Here is a 15,964-nt window from a genome sequence, read left to right on the forward strand (position 1 = left end):
CACCCCATCTATCTGGAAGTTTAGACGTCTATAATGAAAGGTCATCATGGAACAACACGCACCAGTCACGGAAGGGCAGTTTAAGCGCACCATGAAAGCTCGCCATTTGGTGATGCTTTCGCTCGGCGGTGTCATCGGTACTGGCCTGTTTTTCAATACGGGCTACATTATTTCCACGACGGGCGCGGCTGGGACGCTATTGGCGTATCTGATCGGCGCGCTGGTGGTGTATCTGGTCATGCTGAGTCTGGGGGAGTTGTCTGTCGCCATGCCAGAGACTGGGGCATTCCATGTGTATGCGTCCCGCTATCTCAGCCCGGCAACAGGCTATACCGTGGCGTGGCTATATTGGCTGACGTGGACGGTCGCGCTCGGTTCCAGCCTGACCGCTGCTGGTTTTTGTATGCAGTATTGGTTTCCACAGGTACCAGTCTGGACCTGGTGCCTGCTGTTTTGTGTGTTGATCTATTTGCTGAACGTTGTGTCGTCTCGCTTCTTTGCCGAAGGGGAGTTCTGGTTCTCCATCGTTAAAGTGGTCACGATTCTCGCCTTTATCGTGCTCGGTGCGGGTGCGATGTTTGGCTTTATTCCGATGCAGGATGGTTCTCCCGCCCCGTTCTTCCAGAATATTACGGCGTCCGGCTGGTTCCCCTACGGCGGCTTGCCGATCTTGATGACGATGGTAGCGGTCAACTTTGCTTTCTCCGGTACGGAACTGATCGGTATCGCGGCGGGAGAGACTGAGAATCCGCACAAGGTTGTGCCGATGGCGATTCGTACGACCGTTGCGCGACTGGTGATCTTCTTTCTGGGGACGGTATTGGTTCTGGCGGCGCTCATTCCGATGGAAGAGGCCGGTATCGCCAAAAGCCCATTTGTGCTGGTGTTTGAAAAAATAGGTATTCCCTACGCCGCTGACATTTTTAATTTCGTGATTTTGACGGCGATCCTGTCCGCGGCTAACTCAGGGCTATATGCCTCGGGGCGTATGCTGTGGTCGTTGTCCAACGAAGGCACGTTACCGCGCCGTTTTTCTCGCCTGACGCGTCGTGGTATTCCGCTTTTTGCCATTTCCGTCAGTATGCTGGGCGGGCTGCTGGCGCTATTTTCCAGCGTGATCGCGCCGGATACCGTCTATGTGGCACTGTCCGCGATTTCCGGTTTTGCCGTGGTGGCGGTGTGGTTGAGTATTTGTGCCTCGCACTATATGTTTCGCCGCCATCATGTCCGTGCCGGGAAATCCCTTTCCGACCTGCAATATCGCGCACCCTGGTTCCCGATAACACCGATTTTGGGATTCCTGCTCTGTCTGCTGGCCTGCGTCGGGCTGGCGTTTGACCCAAGCCAGCGGATTGCACTGTGGTGTGGAATTCCATTTGTCGCGCTGTGCTACGGTGCTTATTATTTCACGCAGTCAATGAAGAAGCGTGGATTAACGGGAGTGGAAGACATTGCGTAAAAATACGGTGACCGACATGCTGGCGACGGCATCAACGATTGTGCTGGACGGTGCGCTGGCGACCGAACTGGAAGCGCGCGGCTGTGATTTAACGGACCCTCTGTGGTCGGCGAAAGTGCTGGTGGAAAATCCGGCACTGATTTATCAGGTACACCTCGACTATTTCAAAGCCGGGGCGCAGTGCGCGATTACCGCCAGTTATCAGGCGACGCCGCAAGGATTTAAGGCGCGTGGGTATAGCGAAGCGGAATCGTTGATGCTGATTGCCAAAAGCGTACAGTTGGCGGCGCAGGCACGGGATGATTATCGCCGTGACAACCCGCAGGCTGGAACGCTGCTGGTGGCTGGATCAGTCGGGCCGTACGGTGCCTATCTGGCGGATGGTTCAGAATATCGTGGCGACTATCAGTTACCGCAGGCTGACATGATGGCGTTTCATCGCCCGCGTCTAGCGGCGCTGCATGACGCGGGGGCGGATTTGTTGGCCTGCGAGACGCTGCCGTCTTTTGCGGAAATAGAGGCGCTGATTGCGTTGTTGGCCGAATTCCCTCAGGCGCAAGCCTGGTTTTCTTTCACGCTGCGTGACAGTGAACACCTCAGCGACGGTACGCCATTACGCACCGTGCTGGAACGCGTTAACGCCTGTTCGCAGGTGGTTGCCGTGGGCATCAACTGTATTGCGCTGGAGAATGTGACGCCAGCGCTGACGCACCTGTCTTCGCTGACGAATTTGCCTTTGGTGGTTTATCCCAATTCCGGCGAGCAGTATGATGCGGTAACCAAAACCTGGAGCAGCACTCATGATGCCGCATGCTCGCTGACGGCGTATCTACCCGAGTGGCAAGCGGCAGGGGCACGTCTGATTGGCGGCTGTTGCCGAACCACGCCTGCTGATATCACCGATATTGCACGCTGCTGTCAGCACTAAATAGGGGGATGTCGTGATGGACAATGAGGTGAACCTACAGCATGTGTATGCGCTTGCCAGACAGCGTGTCGCACCGGATATTCCGGTGACGGTGCTCTGTATTGGTGAACAGCAGACGACTGTCATTTGCGGGGCGGCATCACAACCGTCGGCAATTCTGCAACTGACCATCGGTTTTGACAAAACAGCGGCGACGTTTTTCAAGCATCTTCCCCCGACGCCAGATGAGATGGAATTAGCGATCATGGCGGTAGAAGATGAGGTGACGCGTATTCGGCACGACATCCCTGCGAATTCCGCTTTGTTCTCTTTCGACCCTGCATTGGAGACAATCGCACAGATTTCTGGAGCAGAAGAAGAGGATGGCGGATGGCGGCTGCCGCAGGATGATATGGAACGAACATTTAAACGTCTGGAACGTGTCATGCTAGGGAGCCCGGCTAGCTGGGAAGGCATTCCGCTAGAAAACGCTTTTTCCGCCCGGTTGCTTATTTTGCGTGAGTTTATGCACCATCACGGCTTCGATTCTGCACTGATCTTGCTGTTACCTGCGGTTGCTGCGTGAAGAACTAGCGGTTTTTTCTTTCTCAGCTACTATTAACGGCGGTCAGCGTCCAGTGCGATTCTGACCGCATTTTTTTCTGGAAAATTATCGGTGGATAGTCGCGCTTCTGCATGTCTTGGTAGGGATGGTGCGTGGGTCTCCGGCGTTGTAAGGTAATAACACGATAATATTATCGCGGTGATAGGGACGTAGGGTGTTAATCCAAGGAGGGTGAGAGGACGGCCATTTGGCCATATTATGTTACCTGTATGATCTATTTTACGGATGACTGAATCATTATTTTCTTGAATTTCCGCATGGCAGCGTAATAACGCGCTGAACGATGTGGCGGAGAGTCAATGTTATTTCAGGGAATCCAGTGAGGGGAAAGAACATGGTTGAACATTTCACAGGGAAATATGAAGTTGAACTTAAATTTCGTATCGACGATATAGCCGTTTTTAGAAATACGCTTTTTAGTCTTCACCCAGAAGCTTTCGTCTTTGAAAATAAAGAACATGATATTTATTACGATGACTCAGAGAAGCGACTACGGCAGCAAAATATCAAAATGCTGGTGCGCCGCATGGAGCCATCGGGGATAAAACTTTGGATTGTTAAAGGGCCGGGAGCCGATCGTTGCGAAGCGGTTAACGTCGAAGCCTTTGAAAAAACTGACAGTATGTTACAGACGTTAGGGTATCAGCCCTTGTTTGAAATTCATAAAATCCGCAGCATCTATTTTTTAAACGCCTTCCATATTACCCTCGATTATATTGAATCACTTGGGTATTTTGTCGAAATATCCGTGATGACCGATGATGAAACTCAGTTGAAAGCACTCAGAGATCGGTGTATAGAGTGTGCATTACGGCTTCAGTTGTCATTGGATAATATTGAAACGAAATCTTATTACCAATTATTAGGTTTTAACTGATTGTTCTTTTTTGGTTATTGAATTGTTGCTTTTATTGTTTTATTTACATAGGGAAAAATGATGAAAAAATCTATTCCGGCGGTGCTGGCCACGGTGGTGATGGCTTTTTCTTTGTCCGTTCATGGCAGTAATGTGGCGCAATATAAAGACGGCACCTACATCGGTAAAGCACAGGGTAAGGCGGCAGAGGTTGAAGTGACGGTCAGCATCAAAGATGGGAAGATCGCCAATGCTGAAGTGCTCAAGCATGGCGATACCGAGGCGATGATGCTGAGCGCGACCGATCAAATTGTGCCGGAGCTTCTTGAGAAGCAGGATATTAACAAAGTGGATGCGGTAACGGGTGCCACATTATCAAGCCAGGGCGTAATTAATGCGGTGAAACAGGCGCTAGAACAGGCAAAAGTCACACCGTGATTGAACACAACGTGACTATCATCACTCATAAAGGCATCGTTGATAAAGGAATCGCATTGCCGTGGAAAACCTGCTGATTATTCTGCGCCACACGCCTTATTGGGTGTGGGCTATTTTGGGTTACCTGATTTATGTTGGTGTAAAAGCCAGCCAGCCGAGGCGACAATCCCTGGCGCAGATGTTAGTCGTGCCAGTGGTGTTTATAGTGTGGGGTATTAGCTCGATTTTTCACACGCTAATGCTCCCGCTTGCGGCGGCGAGCGGGTTTCTACTGATGCTGATGGGTGGACTGGGTATGGGGTGGATGTGGGGGAAGACCTCTGGAATCTACTTGCCGGAATCACGCTGTTTTCAACGCACGGGTTCGTGGTGGCCGTTGATCTTGATGCTAATGACGTTTTTCTCTCGCTTCTATTTTGCCGTCCAATTGGCGTACTTTCCGACATTGGCTCACGATCTTGCGTTCTGCCTGTTTTCCGGCGCGGCGAGCGGGATGACTGCCGGGATATTCAGCGGTGTCAGCCTGCGTTTGCTTAGCCAGATGCGCAAAATAAGACCGTCTCTGACATAATGCTATAAAAAACAGTATGTTGATGAAATCGTTTGTCAAAATTTGTCACAAAGCTTTTTCTGCTGCATGAGTGCGTGGGGAGAGGCGGTAAATTATAATGCCGATGCCTATCCCTTTCATTTAACAGAATTCTGTTTAAGTTATTGAAGAATGACTAAAAATTTTAAGCTTTCTCTTTTTGGCCTGTTGGTACTGTCAACCCATGCTGTGATGTTGCCTCAGGCTGTGGCGAAAGCGCCGACGTATTCCGCAGGCAGCGCGCATCAGGAAATTGCTTCTGGTAGCGCGATGGTGGTGGATTTGAGTGATAACCATATTCTTTATTCCAGCAATCCTGACGTCGTTGTGCCGATCGCGTCGGTGACGAAGCTGATGACAGCGCTGGTGGTGCTGGATGCCAATCTGCCGCTGGATGAAATTATCTCTGTCGATATCAGCCAGACGAAAGAAATGAAAGGGGTGTACTCGCGCGTTCGTCTGAACAGTGAGATCAGCCGCCGTGATATGTTGCTACTGGCGCTGATGTCATCCGAAAACCGCGCGGCGGCCAGTCTGGCGCACCACTATCCGGGCGGCTATCAGGCGTTTATCCGTGCGATGAATGCCAAAGCCCGTGCACTCGGTATGGCACACACGCGTTATGTCGAGCCAACTGGCTTGTCTATTAATAATGTGTCGACCGCCCGCGATCTTACCAAGCTCCTGATTGCCAGCAAGCAATATCCATTACTGAGCCAGCTCAGCACGACACAGGAAAAAACGGCGACGTTCACCCATCCGGCGTACAGCCTGCCATTCAGAAATACTAATCATCTGGTCTATAAAGCGGATTGGAGCATTCAGCTCACCAAAACGGGCTTTACGAATCAGGCCGGGCATTGTCTGGTGATGCGTACGGTCATTAATCAACGACCTGTTGCGCTGGTGGTGTTGGATGCATTCGGTAAATACACGCACTTTGCGGATGCTAACCGCCTGCGTAAGTGGATTGAAACCGGTAAGGTTAGCGAGGTGCCCGCCGCCGCGTTGAGCTATAAGAAACAAAAATCGCTGGCTTCTCGCCAACCGCAGAGCATGGCGAATATCGATACCGAATAAGAGACTGATCCCTTCCCGTGTCCGGGAGGGGCGTTTTGACGGTGGCCGAAAGGGTCACCGATTGCGTTAGGCGCGCGCGCGAAAATCCTCTACCACTTCACCTGCATTTGTTACCTCTTCCTCGTGTGCGGCTTCGCGCCAGGTTTCAGCTAGGGCGTCTTGTAGCCATTGCTGCATCGCGGGCAATGCCAACAAGTGCTCGCAGTAAGCGGCGGCTTCCGGTGAGACGGTAAGCTGATAGGTTTTGATACGGAAAACGACGGGGGCAAAAAACGCGTCTACCGCTGAAAATTGTTTCCCCGCTAAAAACGGCCCGCCAAATCGTGTTAATCCTTCCTGCCATAGCTCAGAGATACGCGTAATGTCGCTGCTGAGAGCAGGAGATATCTCGTTCAGCTTGACGCGCACGCCGCAGCTCATGGCGCAGGTATTGCGCAGTGTGGTAAAGCCGGAATGCATTTCGGCGGCGGCACAGCGAGCCCAGGCACGGGTTTTGGCATCAGCAGGCCAGATGTCGGGGTGCTGTTCAGCCAGATACTCGGTAATCGCCAATGAATCCCAGACGGTGGTTTCGCCATCGATCAGGCAGGGGACTTTTGCCGTCGGTGAAAAAGCCTTAAACGCTGGCTGTGCCATGCCCGGCGCAAAAACAACCTGCTTCTCCTCGAAAGGAACCGACAGCGTTTTCAACAGTACCCACGGGCGTAACGACCAGGATGAATAGTTCTTATTGGCGATGTACAACTGATACATGTCTGAGGCTCCTTGCATTAGCGAAGCCTTAGCATTAGCACGAAAGACGGTAGAAATCACCCTGCATTTACCCACCCGTGTAGCGAGTAGAACAATCCGGTTTGAGGCCAGCGATGAACTACAGGAAAGGTGTTTCATCGCGGTTCATCAGGCGATGATAACCTGCTGGCAATGCCTCTGGAGTAACGAGAGTTCGGGTTTGTCTGCGCTAAGCGTATCAGTCACGATCATGTCGATTTCCTGCATGGTGGCATAGACCACGCGGCTCGTGATGCCAATCTTGCTGTGATCTGCGAGGATAATTCGCGTTCTGGCATGTTGCACCATCGATCGGGCAATTGCCGCTTCGTGGTGAGCAAAACTGGTCGCGCCAGAGGTCGCATCCACTCCAACAGGAGAGAGGATCGCCACGTCGGCGCGGTAGCGTTCCAGTTCATTGATTGTGATATCGCCGCTGGTTGCCTGTGCTGAGGCTCCCATGTATCCACCGAGTAGTATCACGCTATGTTGTGCGACAGACTCCGTGGCGGTAAGTTTCTGCGCGACGGTGAGACTGTTGGTAATCACCGTCATTCCCGGCATGGAAAGCAGTTCGTCGGCGAACAGAGAGGTGGTGCTACCTGCGTCGATAAACAGCGTTTGCCCGGCCTGTAGCTGTTGTACCGCCGCACGGGCAATCGCCTGTTTTTCTTTTTCACGCACGGTATTGCGAATGGACAACGGTGGTTCCGGCTCTTCCGTTGTGGCTACGATCCCACCATGAACGCGGCGTAACGCCCCTGCCGCTTCCAGCTTGAGAATATCGCGTCGTACGGTTTCGCGCGAAACACCAAGATGTTGAATAATCTTCTCGGTGCTCACCCGGTTTAATGTTGAGAGCAGGGCCTGTATGCGATGTAACCGCGTTTCTTCTAACATAGCTGTCCATTCGTTAATGTTGTGACACCGGTTACCATGATTGCCGCTTTTCTGTTACCAGGTGCAGAAGCAGTGCGGTCACCGCCACGATGCCCATAATACAGGTCGAAAAAGCGGCAGCCTGTGACGTAAAGCCGGCTTCATCCAGTCGCATCACGGTGACGGCACCTAAAGGCAACGACGGCGTGACCAAAAAAATCACGGCTGATAGTGTAACCATTGAGCGCATGAATAAAAACATAGCGACCGAAATCAGCGTGACGCGCATAGCTGGCAGGTAGACATCACGTAAAATACGCACTACGCCGCCGCCTAAAACAGTTGTGGCGTCCTCCATCGCATGCGGCACGTTGCGTATTCCCATCATCATCGTGGTGTAGCCTTGTGTGTGATAATGGTAATAATTACATAGTGCCACCAGCAGCGCCGAACCATACAGCATTCCCCACGGGAGATCGGCCGTATTGAACGTGAACACATAAGATAACCCCAACACCAGGCCGGGAACAGCAACAGGCAATGCACTAAGCAGTACGGCGGTGTTGGCAACTTTGCCCGGCTGGCGGTGAATGCCGAAGGTGAGCAGGAACAGTAGCGCGGTGCCGACCACTGCCGCCAGCGCCGAGATCCAAACTGACGTCCATAGTGGCGTGTAGCCTCCCGCGAGATCAATATCGTAATGTTTTAGCGTCAGATCCAGACGATACGGCCATAGGCGTATCATGCTGGCAATAATGACGGTGCCGATAACGGTGACAATCATGAGTGCGATAGTCATGGTTGCCAGATAGAACGACATATCGCGTGTGCGCAGCGGTTGCGGAACGTGCGGGATAGCGGCATGTGAACCGATGGCTTTCTGCCGCCTTGTCGTGGCGCGCTCTATCCAGATTGAGGCAGCCGCAGGCAGCAGGAGTAGAATCCCGACAACAGCTCCCATGCCGAATTTCATTTGACCACTAACCTGGCTATAGATCTCGGTTGCCAGTACCGAGAAGTTACCACCGATGACAATCGCGTTGCCGAAATCGGTGATCGTGATGGTAAAGATGACAAAGGCCGCACTCAGCAAGCCATATTTCAGGCCGGGGAGGGTGATGTCCAGAAACTGCCGCCAGTCAGAGGCACCCAGAACGTTAGCGGCTTCATACTGGCGTGTATCGCTATGGCGCAGCGTGGTGCGAATGATCAGAATCGCCTGTGGCAGCGCGTACAGGACGTTGGCGATCAACAGCCCCCAGAAACCATAAATATCCAATCGCACGCCAATAATGTTGCCGATGATGCCGTTTCTTCCCAGCAGAAAAATCAGTCCCAATCCCAACACCAGCGAGGGGGCAAGGATAGGCAGTGAGGTCGAAAATGCGATAAAACGCTTTGCAGGCATCGCCGTACATTCCAACCCATAGGCGACAATAAACCCCAGCAAAAGCGTGACCAGCGTGGTGACGATGCCAAGTAACAGGCTGTTTGCGGTCGCCCGCCAGATACCGGGTGAGTCCATCAACGCCAAATAGTTTGATAACCCAACAGTCCCGTTTTGATCGTTCAACAGGCTGTGCCAGACGATACTTAGCATCGGTATGCCGAAAAACATGAGTAGCGCCAGCAGCGGAACCCACAGACACAGACGAGAAAGCCAGCGATCGCTGACCGTTTGCGGAGGAAGATGTGTCTGATTCATGCTTGTACCCAGGCGCAGTCTTCTGCGCGAATCGAGAGATGAATGGGGTCGCCAGGATTCCAGTTCACGGCACTACTGGTCTCGACTAATAGCGGCTGCGATTTCCATATCACCTGTATGCGTTGGATACTGCCGAGGAAACTGGTGTTGATGACGCGTCCTTCTGCACCTTCCGCTTTATGTAGGGCAATCCTTTCCGGGCGGATAAACAACTCAGCGCCTTCCGGTAGCGCAGGCTCTTGCGCGGAAGGGAGGAGTTCTGGCATCCATGTGTTGACGACATCGCGTGACAGAAAATTACTGTGCCCCATGAACTCGGCAACGAAACGCGTGCGTGGACTGGTATAGAGTTCGTGCGGCGTCCCTTCTTGCACAATGCGTCCACCGTGCATACAAATGATTTTATCCGCCATACTCATCGCTTCTTCCTGATCGTGCGTGACCATCAGGGTCGGAATGCCGAGCCGCTGCTGCACATCGCGTAATTCCTGACGTAATCCGGCGCGTACGCGTGCATCTAGTGCCGAGAGCGGTTCATCCAGTAATAGTAGGGAAGGGTTGACGGCCAGCGCACGTGCAATAGCGACACGCTGCTGCTGCCCTCCTGAAAGCTGGGCAGGATAACGATCGCCGAATCCGCTGAGGCGCACGGTATCCAACAGATCGCTGACGCGTGCGGCAATTTCCTCAGCAGGCGTCTGGCGAATTTTGAGACCATAACCAATATTTTGCGCAATCGTCATGTGGGGGAAAAGTGAGTAGGACTGAAAGACGATGCCAAAGCCTCTTTCCCTTGCCGGTACGTTAACCAGATCGCGATCGTCCAGCGTGATTTTCCCCCCATCGCAGCTTAGTAGCCCGGCAATAATGCGCAGCAACGTCGTTTTACCACAGCCGCTAGGCCCAAGGAGGCAGACAAATTCGGCATTTTCGATCGACAAATTGATGCGATCGAGAGCGACATAACCATCAAAGCTTTTATGAAGATTTTGAATAACCAGTGCCATAAATGCGACCTCTTAATTACGGTTGCCGCGAAGCTAAACAGATTTTTCGCGGCAGCCTTTACTGCGAATACAGGCCGTTATCGGCCGATGGATTTTTGCCAGGTTGCCAGTGTGGCATCACGATCGTTGGCGCTTTTGGTAAAGTCCACGGGGTAGAGGACGTGTGTGAGATCGGCCGGTAGCCCGGCCATTTGCGCGGCTTTGGACTGTTCAACGCCAGGAATAGTCACGATCTCTTTGTATTTGGTGTACAGCGCGGCGGCATGGCTGGAAAGTGTCCAGTCAAGGAACCGTTTGGCGTCGGGTTTATTTTTGGCTGCGGTCATCAGGGCGGAGGCTTCTAACTCATAGCCAGCACCATCGTTGGGGATCACCATTTTGACGGGGTAACCTTCTTCAATTGACTGCATTGCGGCGAAAGCCAGTGACACGCCGATGGCATATTCCCCCGTGCGTGCGGCTTTACACGGACGTGAGCCTGACTTGGTGTATTGGGCGATATTGCCATCCAGTGACTTCAGAAATGCCCAGCCGTTTTGTTCACCTTTAGCTTGCAGTAGTGCGGCAATTTGCAGGTAGCCGGTGCCGGACGAGACGGGATTTGGCATCACAATCTCCCCCTTATAGATCGGGTTTGTCAGATCTTGCCAGGATGCAGGCACCGGAAGATTCTTGGCTTTTAGCGCTTCGGTATTGACGCAAAAGGCGGCCATATAACCTGTTGCTGCGAACCACTTGTGATCCGGCGCGCGATAGGTGGCTGCGAGACGGTCACTGCCTTTGGCATCGTAAGGTTCCAATAATGCAGAGAGCCGTGGGTCCATCACGCTGGTCACCGCCCAGCCCCAAATGACGTCATGCTGCGGATTTTTGGATTCGGCCAGAATCCGTGGGCCAAGGTCGCCAGTGGACAAACGTAGTACGTTAATGGTCAGGTCGGGCAAGTCTTTCTTGGCCTGTGCGACGTAATCTTTGATCTCATCTTCTTCTAGCGAGGTATAGACCGTGATGGTGCCCGCGTGTGCCGCAGCATTAACCAGCGTGGCACAGGTGAACGCAGTAAGCAGACTAACGCGACGAAATAAAGATCGGTTCATAAATGTTCCCCTACGGTTGTGGAAAATGTTGGCATCGGTGTTCCCCTCGTCTCGAATGGTGTATCGCCATTTTGTGTATTTTTGTGTTTATGACGAGGGGTATGAGGTTTTAGCACTAATCGTGCCATCTTCTGCGTTGATGATGTTTTCTGTTTTAATGATTAATTTAATCAATGCATTACTGATTTATTCGGTGTGTGGAGTGACGTGATTAACGAATGGACTGAATAGTGTGTCTTTTTTTGTGATGAGTTTATTGCACTTTTTTGGCATTTTTGTGCATCAAAAAAGTGCATTTTTTTGTATTTGTGTATTTTATTGCTTTTGGTGTAGGGTGAGTGTTATCTGAACATGCGCGATGCGTTTTATCTACGTGATACGCAGTCGGGCCACAACCTTGATACAGGAGTCATTATGGCGACACGCTCAACCATTATGGATACCAACAGTTTTCGCACTGAGCATGCGGATGCGCTGGATGAGTCTACGCGTAGGCTGACGAATAGGCGCACCGAGGTGTTAGGGGATTCTTATCGTTTGTTCTACCGTAATCCGGTGCATCTGGTGCGTGGTGAGGGGCAATATCTGTGGGATGCTGCTGGGCATAAATATCTGGATGTTTATAACAATGTCGCCAGTATCGGGCACTGTCACCCTGCGGTCATTGAGGCCGTTCACGAGCAAATGCGTCAGCTCAATACCCATACCCGCTATTTACACGAACGAATTCTGGATTACTCAGCGGATATTCTCAGCACGGTGCCAGCCGCTATCAATAAGGCGATGTACATGTGTACCGGATCGGAGGCTAACGATCTGGCGATCCGTGTAGCTCGAGCCTACAGCGGCGGAACCGGTATTATTGTGAGTCGAGAAGCCTATCACGGGACCAGCGAGTTGACGTCCGGTGCGTCGCCTGCGCTCGGAAGCGGGCAACCTCTGGCGGCGACTACGCGTCTTGTGCCAGCTCCCGATCGTTATCGCGTGAAGGCGGCGGATCTGGGCGTCTGGTTCGCGCAACAAATTCAATTGCAAATTGATGATATGGCCGCGAACGGCATCAAATTCGCTGGTTTTCTGGCTGACTCCATTTTTTCTTCGGATGGCGTATTGCCGGGGCCGGCTGGCTACCTGCAACCGGCGATAGAGGTGGTGCATGCCAACGGTGGGATTTTCATTGCCGATGAGGTCCAGCCCGGTTTTGCCCGCACGGGTGAGCATTTTTGGGGATTTGGTCGGCATGGTATTGTGCCGGACGTCGTGACATTGGGTAAACCGATGGGCAACGGTATACCGGTTTCGGCGCTATTGGCAAAAGCCGATGTGCTGGCGGCCTTTAGCGATGAAATTCCCTATTTTAATACGTTTGGTGGGAATCCGGTGTCGATGGCGGCAGCGCAGGCGGTATTAAACGTTATTCGTGCGGAGGGTTTACAGGAACATAGCCGCATTGTCGGGGAAAAATTGCAGCGGGAGCTGACGCTGCTTGCCGACCGTCATGCATGTATCGGTGATGTGCGCGGGGCGGGGTTGTTTATCGGCTTTGAGCTGGTCAGCGATCGAGAAACAAAAGCGCCGGATAAAGCACTGGCGCTGGACGTGGTTGAACAGCTTCGTGCTGAACGTGTCCTCACATCGGTTGCAGGCCCGCATGGTAATGTATTGAAGCTACGCCCGCCGTTAGCATTTCAAGAGCATGATATTGACTGGCTGGTTGGATCGCTCGATCGGGCCTTAAGTTTGCAGTCTCATCGGCGTTAATTCCCCCAGATACACATGCGTCGGTAGCCGCCCGCCGCATGTGGCTTCCTACTGTACGTTTTTTCCTCGTTATTGCCCAGCTTGCTTAGGTTGAATGTGAATTATGCGTATCGTTTAGCATTATTCTTGCAGTTTTTATTAAATGAAATCTCAACAAATGCACTATATTACGCGCTGTGCATTTGAGTGCGTCGGTGCGGCAACCTCTATCGGGAAACCTTATTCGCTTAAGGCAGGAGAAGGTGTTTTTTGCCTTGTCAGAGAAGGGATGTGACCGTCGGAATCTTCAACCTGTCTTGTGCTTCAGCGCCTCGTTTTGATCTGACGCTCTGACGCCTGGATTGACTGGGTCTTTATAACGAATGAAATGGCTTACTTCACTGACTATAGCAATTGGACTTGCCTGTAATCCGGTGTTTGCGCAGGAATTGACGTCTGTGCCGGCATCAATATCGCCTTCACATCAGCAGCGTGATGCGTTTGTCACGGATTTACTGAAGAAAATGACGCTGGAAGAGAAAATCGGCCAGCTCCGCTTGATCAGCGTCGGAACGGATAACCCGAAAGAAGCCATCCGTGAAATGATTAGAAATGGCCAGGTTGGCGCGATTTTTAATACAGTGACCCGTCAGGATATTCGTGCAATGCAGGATCAGGTCATGCAGCTTAGCCGCCTGAAGATCCCCCTGTTTTTCGCCTATGATGTGGTGCACGGTCAACGCACTATTTTCCCTATTGCTTTGGGATTAGCCTCCAGTTGGGATATGGACGCGATTGCGAAAAGTGCGCGCGTGGCGGCTTATGAAGCGACGGAAGATGGCCTGAACATGACCTGGGCACCGATGGTGGATATCACCCGCGATCCACGTTGGGGCCGCGTATCAGAAGGCTTCGGCGAAGACACTTGGCTGACCAGTAAAATCGCGGGTGTGGTAGTCAAATCCTTTCAGGGCGATGACGTAACCGGACGCCACTCGCTGATGACTAGCGTCAAACACTACGCGCTTTATGGTGCGGTTGAAGGTGGACGTGATTATAACACCGTGGACATGAGCCCTCAGCGCATGTTCCAGGACTATATGCCGCCATACAAAGCGGCGATTGACGCGGGCAGCAGCGGCGTGATGGTTGCACTGAACTCCATCAACGGTACACCGGCCACCTCAAACAGCTGGTTGCTGAAGGATGTGCTACGCGATCAGTGGAATTTCAAAGGCATTACCATTACCGATCACGGTGCGATTAAAGAGCTGATTAAGCATGGCGTTGCCAGCGATCCGCGTGATGCATCGCGTCTGGCAGTAAAATCCGGTATTGGCATGAGTATGAGTGACGAATATTTCGTACGCTATTTGCCAGAGCTGGTGAAAAGTGGGGCGGTGAGCAGGCAGGAGATCGACGATGCCTGTCGCCAGGTCTTGAACGTGAAATATGATATGGGGCTGTTTGAAGATCCGTATCGTCATTTGGGCGTCGCGAGTTCCGATCCGGTGGATACCAATGCGGAAAGCCGTTTACACCGTCTGGATGCGCGTGATGTGGCGCGTAAAAGTCTGGTGCTGTTGAAAAACCGTCTGCAAACGCTGCCGCTGAAAAAACAGGGCACGATCGCCGTCGTTGGGCCATTGGCTGACAGCCAGCGCGATACGATGGGAAGCTGGTCCGCGGCGGGCGTCTCGAAACAGACGATCACTGTTTATCAGGGCCTGAAGAATGCGGTCGGCGATAAAGCCACGATTCTCTATGCTAAAGGTGCCAATGTCAGTAATCACAAAGGCATCATCGATTTCCTGAACCAGTATGAAGATGCTGTGCAGGTGGATAAACGTCCACCGCAGGTGATGATCGATGAAGCCGTAGAAGCCGCGAAGAAAGCGGATGTGGTGGTCGCAGTCGTTGGTGAGGCCGCTGGGATGGCGCATGAAGCGTCCAGCCGCTCGAATATCGATCTGCCACAAGGCCAGCGAGATCTGATCGCAGCACTGAAAGCCACGGGTAAACCGCTGGTGCTGGTGCTGATGAACGGCCGTCCTCTGGCATTGGTGCGTGAAGATCAGCAGGCTGATGCGTTACTGGAAACCTGGTTCAGCGGTACGGAAGGGGGTAATGCCATCGCCGATGTGCTGTTTGGTGACTATAACCCATCAGGCAAGCTCCCGATGTCCTTCCCACGCTCTGTCGGGCAGATTCCGATTTATTACAATCACCTGCCGTCAGGCCGTCCTTACACGCCGGAAAATCCAGGTAAATATACCTCTCACTATTACGATGAAGCCAACGGGCCACTCTATCCGTTTGGCTATGGCCTGAGCTATACCACGTTCAGCGTGTCTGACGTGCGTTTGTCCAGCCAGACGATGAAGCGCAATGGGACGATTAACGCTAGCATCACGGTGAAAAACACCGGCAATCGTGCCGGGGAAACGGTAGTACAACTGTATCTCCACGATGTAGTGGCTTCCATCAGTCGCCCACTGAAAGAGCTGCGTGGCTTTGAGAAGGTGATGCTACAGCCGGGAGAATCCCGCACGGTTACTTTCACGCTCGATCAGGATGCGCTGAAGTTCTACAATGCCCGCATGCAGCAGGTCGTTGAGCCCGGTAAATTTGATGTGATGATCGGTCTGGATTCGCAGCGGGTGAAGAGCGACAGCTTCACACTGCTATAATAAAGCCCGCCTCGCCGCCGGTGCTTCCGGCGGCGAATACACGAATGGTTTGACCGAAATACAGTGTGATTTTCGAAATAAAGCGTGATTACCGGAGAATAAGGTTTTGCAGGAAAAAGGT

At 52.4% G+C, this 15,964-nt stretch carries 14 protein-coding genes; 9 read left to right on the forward strand and 5 right to left on the reverse strand.

The window, feature by feature from the left end:
* Positions 1 to 46 precede the first annotated feature (46 nt).
* The 7 genes from mmuP (at position 47) to pbpG (ending at position 5,954) form a co-directional block, all read left to right on the forward strand.
* Positions 47 to 1,459: an S-methylmethionine permease gene (gene mmuP / locus E2566_RS08375; protein ID WP_107167931.1), complete on the forward strand. Its 1,413-nt coding sequence runs from the start codon at positions 47 to 49 to the stop codon at positions 1,457 to 1,459.
* A complete protein-coding gene (gene mmuM, locus E2566_RS08380) occupies positions 1,452 to 2,387 on the forward strand; it encodes a homocysteine S-methyltransferase (protein WP_107167932.1) in 936 nt (311 codons plus the stop codon). The genes mmuP and mmuM overlap by 8 nt, the downstream gene beginning before the upstream one ends.
* A gap of 16 nt (positions 2,388 to 2,403) precedes the next feature.
* A complete protein-coding gene (locus E2566_RS08385; RefSeq protein ID WP_107167933.1) occupies positions 2,404 to 2,952 on the forward strand; it encodes a hypothetical protein in 549 nt (182 codons plus the stop codon).
* Between the two features lie 373 nt (positions 2,953 to 3,325).
* The gene (gene cyaB, locus E2566_RS08390; protein ID WP_107167934.1) at positions 3,326 to 3,868 is read left to right on the forward strand and encodes a class IV adenylate cyclase; all 543 of its coding nucleotides are present in this window, start codon (positions 3,326 to 3,328) and stop codon (positions 3,866 to 3,868) included.
* A 60-nt stretch (positions 3,869 to 3,928) separates the two neighbouring features.
* On the forward strand, positions 3,929 to 4,285 hold the full coding sequence (locus tag E2566_RS08395) for an FMN-binding protein (protein ID WP_107167935.1): 357 nt from the start codon (positions 3,929 to 3,931) through the stop codon (positions 4,283 to 4,285).
* A gap of 61 nt (positions 4,286 to 4,346) precedes the next feature.
* A complete protein-coding gene (locus tag E2566_RS08400) occupies positions 4,347 to 4,856 on the forward strand; it encodes a DUF6622 family protein (RefSeq protein ID WP_107167936.1) in 510 nt (169 codons plus the stop codon).
* 150 nt (positions 4,857 to 5,006) lie between these two features.
* On the forward strand, positions 5,007 to 5,954 hold the full coding sequence (gene pbpG, locus E2566_RS08405; protein ID WP_107167937.1) for a D-alanyl-D-alanine endopeptidase: 948 nt from the start codon (positions 5,007 to 5,009) through the stop codon (positions 5,952 to 5,954).
* A gap of 66 nt (positions 5,955 to 6,020) precedes the next feature.
* Here pbpG and E2566_RS08410 read toward each other — a convergent pair whose 3' ends face one another.
* The 5 genes from E2566_RS08410 to E2566_RS08430 form a co-directional block, all read right to left on the reverse strand.
* A complete protein-coding gene (locus tag E2566_RS08410) occupies positions 6,021 to 6,707 on the reverse strand; it encodes a glutathione S-transferase family protein (RefSeq protein ID WP_107167938.1) in 687 nt (228 codons plus the stop codon).
* 147 nt (positions 6,708 to 6,854) lie between these two features.
* Positions 6,855 to 7,625, reverse strand: a complete 771-nt coding sequence (locus E2566_RS08415; RefSeq protein WP_107167939.1) for a DeoR/GlpR family DNA-binding transcription regulator — start codon at positions 7,623 to 7,625, stop codon at positions 6,855 to 6,857.
* A 31-nt stretch (positions 7,626 to 7,656) separates the two neighbouring features.
* Positions 7,657 to 9,309: an ABC transporter permease subunit gene (locus tag E2566_RS08420; protein WP_107167940.1), complete on the reverse strand. Its 1,653-nt coding sequence runs from the start codon at positions 9,307 to 9,309 to the stop codon at positions 7,657 to 7,659.
* The gene (locus tag E2566_RS08425; protein WP_107167941.1) at positions 9,306 to 10,316 is read right to left on the reverse strand and encodes an ABC transporter ATP-binding protein; all 1,011 of its coding nucleotides are present in this window, start codon (positions 10,314 to 10,316) and stop codon (positions 9,306 to 9,308) included. Before E2566_RS08425 ends, E2566_RS08420 begins: the two co-directional genes overlap by 4 nt.
* 77 nt (positions 10,317 to 10,393) lie before the next feature.
* The gene (locus E2566_RS08430) at positions 10,394 to 11,413 is read right to left on the reverse strand and encodes an ABC transporter substrate-binding protein (RefSeq protein WP_107167942.1); all 1,020 of its coding nucleotides are present in this window, start codon (positions 11,411 to 11,413) and stop codon (positions 10,394 to 10,396) included.
* Positions 11,414 to 11,827: 414 nt separating this feature from the next.
* On the opposite strand from E2566_RS08430, the gene E2566_RS08435 reads away from it, so the two are divergent.
* Together E2566_RS08435 and bglX are read left to right on the forward strand one after the other, a co-directional pair.
* Positions 11,828 to 13,174 (forward strand): aspartate aminotransferase family protein, encoded by a 1,347-nt coding sequence (locus E2566_RS08435; protein WP_107167943.1) that lies wholly within the window; start codon positions 11,828 to 11,830, stop codon positions 13,172 to 13,174.
* A gap of 362 nt (positions 13,175 to 13,536) precedes the next feature.
* Positions 13,537 to 15,843, forward strand: a complete 2,307-nt coding sequence (gene bglX / locus E2566_RS08440; RefSeq protein WP_107167944.1) for a beta-glucosidase BglX — start codon at positions 13,537 to 13,539, stop codon at positions 15,841 to 15,843.
* The last annotated feature ends 121 nt before the right edge of the window (positions 15,844 to 15,964 follow it).

This window comes from Pectobacterium punjabense, assembly GCF_012427845.1.
Classification (GTDB): Bacteria; Pseudomonadota; Gammaproteobacteria; order Enterobacterales; family Enterobacteriaceae; genus Pectobacterium; species Pectobacterium punjabense.

Bases quoted from the DNA above. Each gene is read 5' to 3' on its own strand.
- E2566_RS08435 (WP_107167943.1), top strand. From the start codon at position 11,828: ATGGCGACACGCTCAACCATTATGGATACCAACAGTTTTCGCACTGAG.
- E2566_RS08395 (WP_107167935.1), top strand. From the start codon at position 3,929: ATGAAAAAATCTATTCCGGCGGTGCTGGCCACGGTGGTGATGGCTTTT.
- mmuP (WP_107167931.1), top strand. From the start codon at position 47: ATGGAACAACACGCACCAGTCACGGAAGGGCAGTTTAAGCGCACCATG.
- E2566_RS08385 (WP_107167933.1), top strand. From the start codon at position 2,404: ATGGACAATGAGGTGAACCTACAGCATGTGTATGCGCTTGCCAGACAG.
- E2566_RS08410 (WP_107167938.1), bottom strand. From the start codon at position 6,707: ATGTATCAGTTGTACATCGCCAATAAGAACTATTCATCCTGGTCGTTA.
- E2566_RS08430 (WP_107167942.1), bottom strand. From the start codon at position 11,413: ATGAACCGATCTTTATTTCGTCGCGTTAGTCTGCTTACTGCGTTCACC.
- cyaB (WP_107167934.1), top strand. From the start codon at position 3,326: ATGGTTGAACATTTCACAGGGAAATATGAAGTTGAACTTAAATTTCGT.
- E2566_RS08420 (WP_107167940.1), bottom strand. From the start codon at position 9,309: ATGAATCAGACACATCTTCCTCCGCAAACGGTCAGCGATCGCTGGCTT.
- bglX (WP_107167944.1), top strand. From the start codon at position 13,537: ATGAAATGGCTTACTTCACTGACTATAGCAATTGGACTTGCCTGTAAT.
- E2566_RS08415 (WP_107167939.1), bottom strand. From the start codon at position 7,625: ATGTTAGAAGAAACGCGGTTACATCGCATACAGGCCCTGCTCTCAACA.
- pbpG (WP_107167937.1), top strand. From the start codon at position 5,007: ATGACTAAAAATTTTAAGCTTTCTCTTTTTGGCCTGTTGGTACTGTCA.
- E2566_RS08425 (WP_107167941.1), bottom strand. From the start codon at position 10,316: ATGGCACTGGTTATTCAAAATCTTCATAAAAGCTTTGATGGTTATGTC.